Origin of the sequence: Parvibaculum sp., from assembly GCF_035511255.1 — a bacterium.
In the GTDB taxonomy this organism is placed as follows: domain Bacteria; phylum Pseudomonadota; class Alphaproteobacteria; order Parvibaculales; family Parvibaculaceae; genus Parvibaculum.
Genome location: NZ_DATKFR010000166.1, coordinates 1 through 13,885 on the forward strand (window position 1 = coordinate 1; position 13,885 = coordinate 13,885).

The window sequence follows — 13,885 nt, forward strand, 5'->3', positions numbered from 1 at the left end:
GAGGAAAGAAAGCGCCTTGAACGTGAATTGAACGAGACCAAGAAGAAGCTCGCCATGTCGGGCGGCGGCGTGGCGGAAGCCTCGCCCGCTCAGTCGATCGGCGGGATCAACGTGGTGGCGCGCGTGCTGAATGGCGTCGGCGGCGCGCTTTGCGATGCTGTGGAAACACGCGCCCGCGCGCTCGGCATCGCGCGCCTCTTCACCGAGGCGAGCAAGATCGCGCGGCCCGTCTTCGAGCGGAAGGGCTATTCGCTAATCGCCGAACAGTCGGTGACGCTCAACGGCGTTGCGCTGACCAACTACCGGATGGAAAAACCGATCGCACCCTAAGCAGCGACGGCGGCAAGCGCTGCCTTGACGGCGTCGAGCGCGGCATCGGCTTTCGCGCCGTCGGGACCGCCGGCCTGGGCCATGTCCGGCCGCCCGCCGCCCCCCTTGCCGCCCATCGCGTCGGCACCCGCCTTCACGAGTTCGACCGCATTGTAGCGCGAAGTCAGGTCGGAGGTGACGCCGACCGCGATCGCGCCCTTGCCGTCTTCGCTGACGGCGACGAGCGCGACGATGCCTGACCCGATCTGTTGCTTTGCCTCGTCTATGAGTCCGCGCAGATCCTTCGGATTGACGCCATTCAGCGCGCGCGCCACCACGTTGATCCCGCCGATCGACTGAGCGGGCGAGGCTTCCGCCACGCCGCTGCCCGACATGGCGAGCTTCTTCTTGGCCTCGTTCAATTCACGTTCAAGGCGCTTTCTTTCCTCGACCAGCGAGACGACGCGGGCGGGCAGATCTTCCGGGGCGATCTTCAGGGCGCCGGCCGCTTCCTTCGCGATGCGGTCCTGCTTCACAAGGTAGTGTCGCGCGCCCTCGCCCGTCAGCGCCTCGATGCGGCGGACGCCGGACGCGACCGCGCTCTCGCCGACGATCTTGAAAATCGCGATGTCGCCGACGCGGCGCACATGCGTGCCGCCGCAAAGCTCGACCGAGTAGGTCTTGCCATCCGTATCGTCGTTGACGCCCATCGCAAGGACGCGCACCTCGTCGCCGTATTTCTCGCCGAAGAGAGCCAACGCACCGGCTTCGATCGCTTCCTTGGGCGTCATCAGCCTCGTCGTCACATCGCTGTTCTGGCGGATGACGCGGTTGACGATCTCCTCGACCTTCGCGATCTCGTCGGCGGTCATGGGCTTCGGGTGGCTGAAGTCGAAGCGCAGGCGCTCCGGCGCGACCATCGAGCCCTTCTGCGTCACGTGATCGCCCAGCACGCGGCGCAGCGCCTCATGCAGCAGATGGGTCGCCGAATGGTTCGCCCGGGTCGCCGAGCGGCGGGCGCCGTCGACCTTCATCTCGACCACGTCGCCGACCTTGAGCTGCCCGCGCGCGAGCTTGCCCGAATGGACGACCATGTCGCCCAACTTCTTCTGGGTATCGCTGACCGGAAACTCGACGCCCGAGCCGTTGAAGAGAACGCCCGTATCGCCGACCTGCCCGCCCGATTCGCCATAGAAGGGCGTCTGGTTGGTGATAATGGCGGCGTTCGTCCCGGCCGCGATGCTCTCGACGGGTTTGCCGTCGACGACGATGGCGACGACCTTGCCTTCGGCATTCTCGGTGTCGTAGCCGAGGAACTCCGTCGCGCCGGCTTTCTCGCGCAATTCGAACCAGACCGTCTCCGTGGCCTTTTCGCCGGAGCCTGCCCAGGCCTTGCGCGCATCCTCGCGCTGGCGCTGCATGGCGCTGTCGAAACCGGCCTGCTCGACCTCGATGCCCTTGGGGCGCAAGGCGTCCTGCGTCAGGTCGAGCGGGAAGCCATAGGTATCGTAGAGCTTGAAGGCGACCTCGCCCGGCAGCACCTTCGCGCCGCCGATGCGGTCGAGTTCCTCGTCGAGAAGACGAAGGCCGCGCACCAGCGTTTCGCGGAAGCGCGTTTCCTCGAGCTTCAGCGTCTCGGTGATGAGGGCCTCGGCGCGGCGGAGCTCCGGATACGCGTCGCCCATCTGACGGACGAGCGACGGCACGAGCTTCCACATCAACGGCTCGGTGACGCCGAGCAACTGCGCATGGCGCATCGCGCGACGCATGATGCGGCGGAGCACATAGCCGCGTCCCTCATTCGAGGGCAGCACGCCGTCGGCGATCAGAAAACAGCTTGCGCGAAGATGATCGGCGATGACGCGATGGCTCACGGCATGGGCGCCGTCCGGGTCGGTGCGCGAGGCCTCGGCGCTCGCGACGATCAGCGCGCGCATCAGGTCGGTGGCGTAATTGTCGTGCGTTCCCTGCAACACGGCGGCGATGCGCTCGAGCCCCATGCCGGTGTCGATCGAAGGCTTGGGCAGGCTGAGCCGCGAGCCGTCGGCTTGCTGCTCATACTGCATGAAAACGAGGTTCCAGATTTCGATGAAGCGGTCGCCGTCCTGATCCGCGCTACCGGGAGGGCCGCCCGGAATTTTCGGGCCGTGATCGAAGAAGATTTCCGAGCAGGGACCGCAGGGGCCGGTATCGCCCATCGACCAGAAATTGTCGGAGGTCGGGATGCGGATGATGCGGTCGTCGGAGAAGCCGGCGATCTTTTTCCAGAGGTCGAAGGCTTCATCGTCATCCGCATAGACCGTCGAGAGCAGCCGCTCCTTCGGCAGACCGAATTCCTTCGTGATCAGGTTCCAGGCGAATTCGATCGCATCGGCCTTGAAATAGTCGCCGAAGGAGAAATTGCCGAGCATCTCGAAAAAGGTGTGGTGGCGCGCCGTATAGCCGACATTGTCGAGATCGTTATGCTTGCCGCCCGCGCGGACGCATTTCTGCGACGTGGTGGCGCGCTTGTAGGGCCGCGTCTCCTGGCCCGTAAAGACGTTCTTGAACTGCACCATGCCGGCATTGGTGAAAAGCAGCGTCGGGTCGTTGTTCGGGACGAGCGGCCCCGAAGGCAGGACCTCATGGCCGTGCCCGCCGAAATAGGAAAGATACTTGCTGCGGATCTCGTTGAGCCCGGCCATTCCGTCGTCTCGCTTCAAAGCCCTCGGACGTCTCCCCACCCTCGAGATGTGGCGGTTCGCCCGGAAAAGTTAAAGTCGTTCCAGCTTTTACCGTCCGCCCCGCCAACTGTCTAGGAAGGCCGCCTTGCGGCGATCTGCCCGAAAAACCGGCTTGCTCAAAAGCAAAACGGCGCCGGGGGGTATCCGGCGCCGCACCTTGCACGCAAGGCTAGAGAAACTTAGGGGAAGAAAGCGTCAGGCACTCGCCTCCAGGTCGTCGCCGTCGGCATCCTCTTCGGGCGAACCTTCCATGATCTGCTCGGCGATGAGGCCGGCATTCTGGCGGATGGCCTGTTCGATCTGGGCGGCCATCTCCGGATTGTCCCGGAGGAAGATTTTGGCGTTCTCGCGGCCCTGACCGATGCGCGTACTGTTGTAGGAGAACCAGGAGCCCGACTTCTCGACGATGCCGGCCTTGACGCCGAGATCGACGAGTTCACCCGTCTTCGAGATGCCTTCGCCATACATGATGTCGAATTCGATCTGCTTGAAGGGCGGCGCGACCTTGTTCTTGACGACCTTCACGCGGGTCTGGTTGCCGACCACCTCTTCACGATCCTTGATCGCGCCGATGCGGCGGATGTCGAGGCGGACCGAGGCATAGAATTTCAGCGCGTTGCCGCCCGTCGTGGTTTCGGGGCTGCCGAACATCACACCGATCTTCATGCGGATCTGGTTGATGAAGATCACCATCGTGTTCGACTTTGAAATCGAGGCGGTGAGCTTCCTGAGCGCCTGGCTCATCAGGCGAGCCTGCAGGCCCGGCAGGCTGTCGCCCATCTCGCCCTCGAGTTCGGCCTTGGGCGTCAGAGCTGCGACCGAGTCGACGACGAGCACGTCGACCGCGCCGGAACGGACCAGCGTGTCGCAGATTTCAAGCGCCTGCTCGCCGGTGTCAGGCTGGGAGATCAGAAGATCGTCGAGCGCCACGCCAAGCTTGCGGGCATAAACCGGATCGAGCGCATGTTCCGCATCGATGAAGGCGCAGACGCCGCCCTTCTTCTGAGCTTCGGCAACCGTTTGCAGCGCCAGCGTGGTCTTGCCGGAGGATTCGGGTCCGTAAACCTCGATCACCCGGCCACGGGGAAGCCCGCCGATGCCGAGCGCGATATCGAGACCAAGCGAACCGGTGGAGATTGCCTCAATCTCCACGACCTGCTCGTTCTTGCCGAGCCGCATGATGGAGCCCTTGCCGAACGAACGCTCGATCTGGCTCAGGGCTGCTTCCAGGGCCTTCTGCTTGTCCATATCGGTCTTATCGCCCCTCTCCACGAGCTGTACGACACCTTTCGACATTCCGGTTCCCCTTATTCCATGCTGGCCAAAGCGACGCAATCGAGGGTTAATGTACCGGTTTTGTTCTCATGCGCAAGGGAAAATTTAACCCACTGATATTAAGCACAATTTTGGTACACGTTCCAGAGATGTTCCCCCGGACACAACCAGTCACAACGCGAAGTGGTGGAATCGGACGGCGAGGTGTCAGGCCTTCGCCATCACTTCCTTGACGGCCGCGGCAAGCTGCTTCAGCGAAAAGGGCTTGGGCAGGAAATGAAACTCCTGGTCGGGATCTAGACTCTTCTCGAAGGCGTCCTCGGCGTAGCCCGAGACGAAGATAATCCGGATCCCGGGCAGCTTGTCCTTCAGCGTCTTGACCATGGTCGGGCCGTCCATGTTCGGCATAACGACGTCGGAGACGATGAGGTCGATCTTGCCCGCGAAGTCCTCGACGAGGGCGATTGCCGCCTCTCCGCTATCGGCCTGCAGGACCTCGTAGCCGCGCGTCTGGAGCGCGCGGGCAGCAAAGGTGCGGACCGCATCTTCATCCTCGACGAGGAGGATGGTGCCCTTGCCGGTAAGGTCCGTGGGCTCAGCCGCGACGGCGGCGGCCTGCGCTTCCGCTTCAGCCTTGGCCTCAGCCGCGGTTTCGAAATAGCGCGGCAGATAGATGCGGAAGGTCGTGCCCTTACCCACCGTCGAATAGGCAAAAATGAAGCCGCCTGTCTGCTTGACGATGCCGTAGACCGTCGAGAGGCCAAGGCCGGTGCCCTTGCTTGGATCCTTCGTCGTATAGAAAGGCTCGAAAATCTTGCCGAGATTTTCCTTCGGGATGCCGGTACCGGTGTCCGCCACCTCGATCAGCAGATAGTCGGCCGGCGGCATCATCGCATGGTCGAGTGCCCGGGAATCCTCCTCCGAGACGTTTGCCGTGCGGATCGTCACCCTGCCCCCGTCCGGCATCGCATCGCGCGCGTTGACGGCAAGGTTCATGATGACCTGCTCGAGCTGGTTCTGATCGACCTTGACTAGACCCAGATCGCGGCCATGCACGATCTTGAGTTCGACTTTCTCGGTAAGAAGGCGAGATAGAAGATTCTGCAGTTCGGCCAGCGCATCGGTCAGCGAAAGAACCTTGGGGCGCAGCGTCTGGCGGCGCGAAAAGGCCAGTAACTGACGCGTCAAATTCGCGGCGCGATTTGCGTTCTGCTTGATCTGCATGACATCGGCGAACGACGGATCGCCCGCCTGATGGCGCGCAAGCAGCAGGTCGCAGAAACCGATAATGGCAGTCAGCAGATTGTTGAAGTCGTGCGCGACACCGCCGGCGAGCTGGCCGATCGCCTGCATTTTCTGCGACTGGGCAAATTGCAGCTCAAGCGATTTCTGTTCCGTCGCGTCGATGAGATAGACGACCGTCGAGCCAACGCCTTCGCCACTGTCGACCCGGCTCGCATAAAGCTGGCCGACCCGTTCCGAACGATTGACGAGGCGGACCTCGATGGGGGCGCCGGGCTGCCTGCCCTCGCGCAGACGCGCGAGGCATTCGGAAACGGAGGGGCGGTCCTCCTCGACCATCAAGTCGGCGAGCCGCACGCCACGCGCCACTTCGCCGCCCATATAGGCGAGGAAGGCGCTGTTGGCATTGTCGATGCGCCCTTCGTAATCGACAGTCGCGATGCCGATTGGCGCGTTGTTGAAGAAGCGTGCGAAGCGCAGCTCGGCGTCGCGAGCGGTTTCCTCAGCTTCGCCCGATGTCTTGCGGTCGAAGACGAAGGCGCAGCTGATGAGTGCGCCGGACTTGCTGCCGGGCCGACCGGGCACCAGCGATTGGACGATGCGCACCGGCACCGGAAGGCCGCCGGGACCCTTGAGGTCGGCATCGACGACGACGGTGCCTTCAAAATCCGAAACGCGAGTGAGCGCGCCGGCATCGCCCAACAGGACGTCGGAGAGCTTGTGCGGGCGCTCGGCAAATCGTTCTGGCGTCGCACCGAGCCAGCTCGCAAGCTTGGTATTCACATAAAGAATTTCGCCGGTCAGTTCGGCGGCATAAAAACCCAGCGGCGTCGCCGACAGGAACGCGAAGACACGCCGCCATTGCTCCTCAACGAGGTCCAGGCGCTCGCGCTCCACGGTGAGGTCGCGCAGAAGCCAGACCGCCCCACCGGCCTGCCCGCTCAGGGGGCGGACGACGACCTTGTAGATGCGCTCGACAGCACCGGGCCGCGGCGAAAACCGGATTTCTTCGTCGGCGGCAAAGCCGGTACGCGCCGCCTGGGCCAGCCGGTAAAGCGTTTCGGCGAGAACCTCGCGGCCCGCGAGCAGGCGCTCCAACGGCGCCGGACGTTCGGCGTTGATGATGCCAATGAGACTCCGATAGGCCTCATTCGCAAACAGGATCGCGCCGCGCCGGTCGGTGACATAGCAGGGATCGGGAAGCGCATTGAGCGCGTCGCCCGCCGCAGCCGGCGCGCGGCTGACGTCGCGGGACATGGTGGCGCTGAAGCCCAAAAGAATAATCGCGCCGCCGGCGACCATACCCATGAGGCTCAGAGCGCCCTCGGTACCGAAAGCGTGAATTTCGAAGGCGTCGAGCAGAAAAGCAATACCCGAGACGGCGGCTCCCGCCAGCGTCACCAGACGGCGCGGCGACAGACGCGGGCTCGCGCGCTCCGGAACGCTTCGCTCCAGTTCGGCTATTTCCGCCGGCATTTCGGTCATCGGCCTGCCCCCAAAGCTGCCGTCGCAAGCGTGTCGCCCAAATATCTGCTTGGGTGCAATTCCAGCGGAGAACCGGTTCCCGCTTTCTGGAATTGCTTGAGTTCACCGTTATGAAGTTTGAGCGGCATGGGCGACCGAATCAACTGGCGCGTCTCCGCCGGCCGATCTTAGCCTTAAGACGCATCACATAGCCAATGACCTCGGCGACGGCCTTGTAGTGCTCCGGCTGTATTTCCTGGTCGATCTCGACAGAAGCGTGAAGGGCGCGGGCAAGCGGCGGGTTCTCCACCACAGGCACCGAATTTTCCTCGGCGAGGGCGCGGATCTTCAGAGCGACCGCGTCAAGGCCCTTGGCGACGCATACCGGCGCCCCCATCCCCTTTTCGTATTTGAGCGCCACCGCGTAGTGGGTCGGGTTCATGATGACGACGGTCGCCTTGGGTACGTTCGCCATCATGCGCTTGCGGCCGCGCTCCAGGCGGATCTGACGGAGCTTCGCCTTGATCGTCGGATCGCCTTCCGACTGTTTGTACTCGTCCTTGATTTCCTGAAGCGACATGCGCTGCTTCTTGAGCCATTGAAATCGCTCGAAGAGGTAATCGACAGCGGCGACGATCGTCATGATCGCGACCACACCAGCAAGCATCTTGAGCGCCAGCGTCTTGACGAGCGGCAGCAACAGCGAGACGTCCCAGGTCATCATCAGGGCAAGCCGGTCTCGCTCGGGCCATGCGAGTTGAAAGACAACCGTGCCGACGACGCAGAACTTGACGATGCTTTTGACGAGGTTGACGAGGCTCTTGGGTCCAAACAGCCGCTCCAACCCCTTCATCGGCGAAAGCTTCGAAAAGGACGGCTTCATGTTCTCGGCCGTGAAGACCGGCGCATGCTGCAGCACGTTGCCCGCGACCGCCGCGACAACAAGGACGCCGAGCGGCAGGGCCATGGCGCCGAAGACTGTCGCACCGAGATGCAGGATCATCGCCCTCAGGTGATCGCGGTCCATGGGGATCGCTTCAGGCGCGGCGAGAAATACCTTGAGCGCTCCCATAATCGTTCCGGCCGACGAGCTTCCCATCAAGCCGACCGCCATGGCCGCACCAAGCATCACAAACCATGCATTGATTTCCTGGCTTTTCGGGAAGTCGCCTTTCTTGCTGGCTTCTTCAAGTTTTCGGTGTGTCGGATCTTCTGTTTTCTCGGAGTCGTTCTGTTCGGACATGCCGCCCTACTCCCCGCGTCAGTGTACGAACAGCGCCATCGACTGCTCGAAGCCCTGCAGGAACCACGTCATCATGGCGCCGAGGATCAGAAAAAGCAGAGCGAAGCCGAAGCCGATATTGGCCGGAACGGTGATGAAAAAGATTTGAATCTGCGGCATGAGCCGCGAGAGGATTCCAATGCCCACATAGAACACCAGGCCGAAGACGAGGAACGGCGCCGAAAGCTGAAGCCCGAGCCGGAAGGAGCCCGAAACCGCCTTCACCGCCATCTCGGAAAAGTCGCCGACAGGCAGCGCCTGCCCGGGCTTGAAGAGGTCATAGCTGTCACGCATCGCCGCGATCAGCAAATGATCGAGGTTGGTGGCGAAAATGAGCGTGACCGCGAGCATCGAGAAGAATGTGGCGATCAGAACGCCCTGTGTTCCTTGCGTTGGGTCGACGGTCTGGGCGAATGAAAGTCCCATCTGCAGAGCGATCGTATTGCCCGCGACGTGAAGCGCGCTCATGACGATCCGCGCCGACATGCCGACGAAAAGACCGATCGCAACCTCGTAGAAGACGGACATTGCAAGGCCCGGCACTGTGGTCGGAACGGCGCCGTATGAGCCTGCGACGAGCGGCATCATGACGGCAGTGATGAGAAGAGCCAGGATGAGGCGGACCCGCACCGGGATCGAAACCTCGCCGAGCGCCGGCATCAGCATGATCATGGTGCCGAGGCGCGAGAAAACGAGCATGAAGACGAAGCCCGTCTCCGGCAGGAATTCGATGTCGATCATGATGCGCCCCGTCCTTCCGCTCGCTCAGCCGGCGACGATCTTCTGCGCGATCAGATTCATGTAGCCCGCGAGTGCCTGTCCCATGAAGGGAAGTGCGAGTAACAGGACAACGAAAATGGCGACGATCTTTGGCACGAAAACGAGAGTCATTTCCTGAACCTGCGTCAACGCCTGCAGAAGCGCGATGACAATGCCGACGACCAAAGCGACAATCATCATGGGCGCCGAAATCTCCAGAAGCAGATAGATGCTCTGCCGTGCAAGATCGAGCACTTCCGGTCCGGTCATTCCCCCACCCTCTTTCTCGAAATCAATCGCTTTAACGCATCTCTCCGAAGCCCCACGCTTCAGATCGGCATCTTCATAATGTCCAGATAGGCGGAGATCACCTTGTCGCGCACGGCGACGACCGTCTGCAACGTGGTCTCGGCTTCGGAAACCGCCGTCACCACGTCGACGAGGCTCGTATCCTTCGCGGCAGCGGTCGAGGCCATGCGGCTTTCGCTCACCTTGCCCGTATCGACCGTTTCGCTGATCGCCTTCTCGAGAAAATCGCCGAAGCTTCCGCCCGAGGATTCCTTCGCCACGGCCCCAACCTGGGGCATGGCAGCACCGCCGCCCATGCCGGCGGCACGGGCATAGGCATTGAGTGCGACTGTCGCTGGAATGGCCATGATGCTTTACCGCTTCAGAATGTCGATCGTCTGCGAAATCATCCGGCGCGACGCCTGGATGAGGTTGAGGTTTGCCTCGTAGCTCCGCTGCGCCTCTTTCATGTCCATCGCCTCGACGAGGCCGTTGACGTTCGGCATCTTCACATAGCCGTTCTGGTCGGCGGCCGGATGTCCGGGCATGTATTTCAACTGGAAATCGCTGCTGTCGAGAACCGGCCGGCCGAGTTGCACCGTTTCGGCGCCGAGCGAACGGTCGAGACGATCCTGGAAGGTCGGAATCTTGCGACGATAGGGATCGCCGCCCGGCTTCGTCGAAGCCGAATCCGCATTGGCGATATTCTCCGCGATGATGCGCATACGCCCACTCTGGGCCTTGAGCCCCGAGGCGGCGACCATCATCGACTTCAAAAGATCCATGGCGCTCATGACGTGCGTTCCTTTGATCTGGCTTTATGAGTTGCCGCTGATCGCGAGCTTGATGAGGCCGAGGCTCTTCGAATAGAGGCTCGTCACCGTGTCGTAATCCATCTGGGTCTGCGCGACCTTCACCATCTCGTCCTCGAGGACTACCGAATTTCCGTTTGGCGTCGTTTCGAAGTCGGGTTTCTTGATCGTCTCGCCGCCGCGCGCTTGGCCGAGATTCATGCCGTCGGCAGATCCGGCGATAGGCGTTCCGATATGCGAGGCATTGGTGGCGACGGGCGAGAGCTTCGGACCGCTCGCATCGACCATCGCGCCGAAATCCAATTCCTTGAGATCCCTGGCTTCATAGCCGGGCGTGTTCGCGTTGGCGACGTTCTGCGCCAGAACCTGCTGGCGTTCAGTCAACCAATGAAGACGCTGCTTCATCATCGAGAGGATGGGGAGATCGCCGATCGACATGGTCGCGTGCCCAACAGAGTCCCGCCGGCTCGTCCCTTCTGGGCGCTTGTAACGGGCTTTCTCTTCAAATCGCAGACCACGCATTCCTTGGCGGCAAGGTCAGTCTTTGCCACTCTCGGTTAAGATCGTCCTAACGTCGGCAAAAACGACCTAGCGAGGTAACGAAAGGCTAACCACCAAAATGGCGGTTTTTTGCCACCCTTAACCCGCCATTAAATATAAGCCCGGCAAATTGTGCCAGACGGAGGCGCCCCGATGCGGGACGCGCCCCGGGGTTGTGGGCAGACCAGATGGACATCACAGAGATTCTCCGCTTTGCCGCCGCGCTCGCCTTCATCATCGGGCTGATCGGCGTTTGCGCCTATGTCGCCAGGCGGCTCGGCCTTGCAACGGGTGGCTTCGGCAGCACCGGGTCGCTCAAGCGTCTTTCCATCTCCGAGGTCAAGGTGGTCGATACCAAGCATCGGCTGGTTCTGATCCGCCGCGACGACAAGGAGCATCTCATTCTCATGGGCGGCGATCAGAACCTTCTGATCGAGGCCGGCATCGACGCGCCGGCCGTCGTCGATGCCGCACCGGAGACGGACGGTGTCCGCCCCGCTCCCTCCCTTCAATTCCAGCGCATCGTCGAGTTCATCAAGGAGCGCCGCGCGTGAATCGCACTTCGCAACTCATTCTGCGCTACGCGCCGCTTCTCGCCGGCATTCTCGGGGCGTTCGTCGCCTTCTCAATTTCCGACGCCGCGCTCGCCGACACCATCAAGGTCGATCTTGCGGACAATTTCGGGCTGACGGATCACATCGTCCAGCTCGTCGCGCTGATTACGGTTTTGAGCCTCGCACCGTCGATCTTCATCATGGTGACGTCTTTCGTACGCATCGTCGTGGTGCTGTCGCTTCTGCGCACGGCCATGGGCCTGCAGCAGTCGCCGCCGAATTCGGTGCTCATCAGTCTCGCGCTCTTTCTCACCGCCTTCGTCATGACGCCGACCTTCACGACGGCCTATCACAACGGTATAGAGCCGTTAATGAACAAGCAGATCGAAATCGGCGAGGCATTCACCAAATCGGCCGAGCCCTTCAAGGGCTTCATGCTGACGCAGGTCCGCAAGCAGGATCTGAAGCTCTTCGTCGATCTCTCCAAGACGGCAGAACCCGAAGAAGCCAAAGATCTGCCGCTTCAGGTCATCGTGCCGGCCTTCATGCTGAGCGAGCTCCGCCGCTCGTTTGAAATCGGCTTTCTGATCTTCCTGCCCTTCATCGTCATCGACATGGTGGTTGCCTCCGTCCTGATGTCGATGGGCATGATGATGCTGCCGCCGGTGACGATCTCGCTGCCCTTCAAGCTCATCTTCTTCGTGCTGGTGGACGGCTGGGCGCTGATTGCGGGGAGCCTCGTCCAAAGCTTCGGAACCTGACGGCGATATCCGACTGAGTCGGATTAGCCCGTTGCCGCCAGCATCTCGCCCATCTTCCGGTGGAGCATGTTGACCGCCTTCAACGGACGCACCATGACCTTGAAGTGTGTGATGAGCCCAGCTTCGTTCCAGTGGATCATGTCGACGCCGTTGATCTTGATGCCATCGACCTCACCCATGAACTCGAGCACGCCGGAGCGCTCGCTCTTCCACTCACCAACAAAGCGGAACGAGTCGTTGCCGAGCACGTGAACGGCCGCATTCAGGTACATCGCCGTTATCGCCTTGCCGACCTGCGGCGTATGAACGATGGGCGACTCGAATATGACATCCTCGGCAAGCAAGCCGTCGATTGCATCGAAGTCGCGGTGCAGGGCGACCTCGTGCCAACCTTTCAAAGCATCCGTCATATGATCCTCCTCCATGTGCACCGACATGGAGGACATTCTAGGACATGAGATGAGACCTGTCCGGCTCGTCCTGGCACAAGCAATGTTCAGCTTTCGCCCGGGCGAAGCGGGAGGTCCATGCACATGCGGCTTATATCAGGAGCGCCCGTCCCCCTCCTACAGAAAGAATGGGATTTCTAGGCACCACAGAGAGCCGGGCGGCTAATTTTCGCGTGAATAAATTCCGGCGAGTCTGACGCCGTATCGCGCCTGTGAACCTTGCAAGAAGGTGCATGACGGATAGTGAGCACAAGTTGCTCGCAGTGCCGCTATGTATTGTGGATCATAAATGTAGATCTCAATCAGAGGCCCTCGCAAACGGCGGAAGGGAAGCTCAGACCCGTAAGCTGAATAAATATTCTCTCTATCCAGAGTCACATCGTCTATGGGAGATGAGTAGGGGTTTATCTGCAGAACTCCTACCGCTCCAATCAGCTTTTTCCACTGATCTTTAAAGCGCGCGTTTTGCGCAGCCGTATACGGCTGCTGTTCTAATTCGAAACTGTCAACCACGCTTACGGTACAAGGACGGGTCTTCCCGCCGCACACATTGAAAAAATGCGTCCATCTGCGTTGAGCCTGATCCACCCACCTCGTAGTAGCCGCCAGGGAATAATCCGTCTTGGCGTCACCAATGGAGGCCTTCTCCAGAATGTCTGTGCTGATTTCGCGGGTATCCGCTTTCGTCAGAAGCTCAACTTGTCTGGACGACTGCCAGATAGGGCCGATCAGCGCTGCAGCGAATAGACAAACACCCAAGTCCCCCCAAACGGGGTGAATTGTTCCAGCAAGCAGTCGCTGCACCTGAGAAAAAGCTAAGCCAAAAAAGAGGGCGGCGAACGGCAATAGGGGAAGCGCATATCGGACAAATCCGAGCCGAGACATCCCTATTACGACCACAAAAAGGATCATCGGAACAAGAATCGCGACGCGTGCGGCCAGTCGCGGAAATCCGACGGTGAATACTCCCAAGCCGGCCAGAGCGGCTAAATAGCCGATCAGCCCAAATCCCATGGGTATGCTTTTCAAGAGGTGAAATGAGAATCCATTTTCAACTGTAAATCCCGGATGACCAACCCGCGAATGCATGATCTCCAGGAAGAAATCATGACTGAAATCCCGCATATCCAGGATGATGAAGGGATTGAAGAAAAGAAAAGTGGCAAACGCAATCGCTCCGGCTTCGATACTCCGCAACAAGCGCAATCTGACCGATCTTTCTTCCACAAAGAAGACGGCCCATATGCCGGAGAGCGCCAATGCTCCAGGGTATTTTATGGCAGCCGCGCAGCCCGCCAAAACGGAGGCGAGCCGCCACAAATCAGGACGCCGTACGATAACGGAAAGCGTCATGAAAAAAACCGACGTCATCGGAATATCTACGGTCAACATGTGCGCGTTTGCAGACCATAGCGGAGCGACGCATA

Annotated in this window: 14 protein-coding genes; 3 read left to right on the forward strand and 11 right to left on the reverse strand. The window is 60.9% G+C overall.

Annotated features, from left to right (window positions below; translation table 11 throughout):
- A partial coding sequence (locus tag VMR03_RS06070; RefSeq protein ID WP_325403271.1) for a GNAT family N-acetyltransferase occupies positions 1-330 on the forward strand: 330 nt, incomplete at its 5' end.
- Here the strand turns inward: VMR03_RS06070 and alaS are convergent.
- From alaS to VMR03_RS06115, 9 genes are all read right to left on the reverse strand, one after another.
- Complete coding sequence (gene alaS / locus VMR03_RS06075; RefSeq protein ID WP_325403273.1) at positions 327-2,993, reverse strand: alanine--tRNA ligase; 2,667 nt, start codon at positions 2,991-2,993, stop codon at positions 327-329. The genes VMR03_RS06070 and alaS overlap by 4 nt on opposite strands.
- 234 nt (positions 2,994-3,227) lie before the next feature.
- Entirely contained in the window at positions 3,228-4,328 is a 1,101-nt protein-coding gene (recA, locus tag VMR03_RS06080) for a recombinase RecA (RefSeq protein ID WP_325403275.1), read from the reverse strand.
- A gap of 186 nt (positions 4,329-4,514) precedes the next feature.
- Positions 4,515-7,034, reverse strand: coding sequence for an ATP-binding protein (locus tag VMR03_RS06085; protein ID WP_325403277.1), 2,520 nt, complete (start codon positions 7,032-7,034; stop codon positions 4,515-4,517).
- A 139-nt stretch (positions 7,035-7,173) separates the two neighbouring features.
- Positions 7,174-8,256 carry a flagellar biosynthesis protein FlhB gene (flhB, locus tag VMR03_RS06090; RefSeq protein ID WP_325403279.1) on the reverse strand — a complete coding sequence of 361 codons (1,083 nt, stop codon included), beginning with the start codon at positions 8,254-8,256 and terminating at the stop codon, positions 7,174-7,176.
- 18 nt (positions 8,257-8,274) lie between these two features.
- On the reverse strand, positions 8,275-9,036 hold the full coding sequence (gene fliR, locus VMR03_RS06095; protein WP_414693151.1) for a flagellar biosynthetic protein FliR: 762 nt from the start codon (positions 9,034-9,036) through the stop codon (positions 8,275-8,277).
- Between the two features lie 24 nt (positions 9,037-9,060).
- Positions 9,061-9,324 carry a flagellar biosynthesis protein FliQ gene (fliQ, locus tag VMR03_RS06100; protein ID WP_325403281.1) on the reverse strand — a complete coding sequence of 88 codons (264 nt, stop codon included), beginning with the start codon at positions 9,322-9,324 and terminating at the stop codon, positions 9,061-9,063.
- A gap of 59 nt (positions 9,325-9,383) precedes the next feature.
- On the reverse strand, positions 9,384-9,710 hold the full coding sequence (gene fliE, locus VMR03_RS06105) for a flagellar hook-basal body complex protein FliE (protein WP_325403283.1): 327 nt from the start codon (positions 9,708-9,710) through the stop codon (positions 9,384-9,386).
- Between the two features lie 6 nt (positions 9,711-9,716).
- Positions 9,717-10,127: a flagellar basal body rod protein FlgC gene (gene flgC / locus VMR03_RS06110; RefSeq protein WP_325403295.1), complete on the reverse strand. Its 411-nt coding sequence runs from the start codon at positions 10,125-10,127 to the stop codon at positions 9,717-9,719.
- 33 nt (positions 10,128-10,160) lie between these two features.
- Entirely contained in the window at positions 10,161-10,592 is a 432-nt protein-coding gene (locus tag VMR03_RS06115) for a flagellar basal body protein (protein ID WP_325403285.1), read from the reverse strand.
- A gap of 290 nt (positions 10,593-10,882) precedes the next feature.
- Between VMR03_RS06115 and VMR03_RS06120 the strand changes: the two genes are divergently transcribed.
- Positions 10,883-11,248: a hypothetical protein gene (locus VMR03_RS06120; protein ID WP_325403287.1), complete on the forward strand. Its 366-nt coding sequence runs from the start codon at positions 10,883-10,885 to the stop codon at positions 11,246-11,248.
- Positions 11,245-12,009: a flagellar type III secretion system pore protein FliP gene (gene fliP, locus VMR03_RS06125; protein ID WP_414693152.1), complete on the forward strand. Its 765-nt coding sequence runs from the start codon at positions 11,245-11,247 to the stop codon at positions 12,007-12,009. Before VMR03_RS06120 ends, fliP begins: the two co-directional genes overlap by 4 nt.
- A 23-nt stretch (positions 12,010-12,032) precedes the next feature.
- Here fliP and VMR03_RS06130 read toward each other — a convergent pair whose 3' ends face one another.
- Positions 12,033-12,419: a nuclear transport factor 2 family protein gene (locus VMR03_RS06130; protein WP_325403289.1), complete on the reverse strand. Its 387-nt coding sequence runs from the start codon at positions 12,417-12,419 to the stop codon at positions 12,033-12,035.
- Between the two features lie 201 nt (positions 12,420-12,620).
- A partial coding sequence (locus VMR03_RS06135) for a hypothetical protein (RefSeq protein WP_325403291.1) occupies positions 12,621-13,885 on the reverse strand: 1,265 nt, incomplete at its 5' end.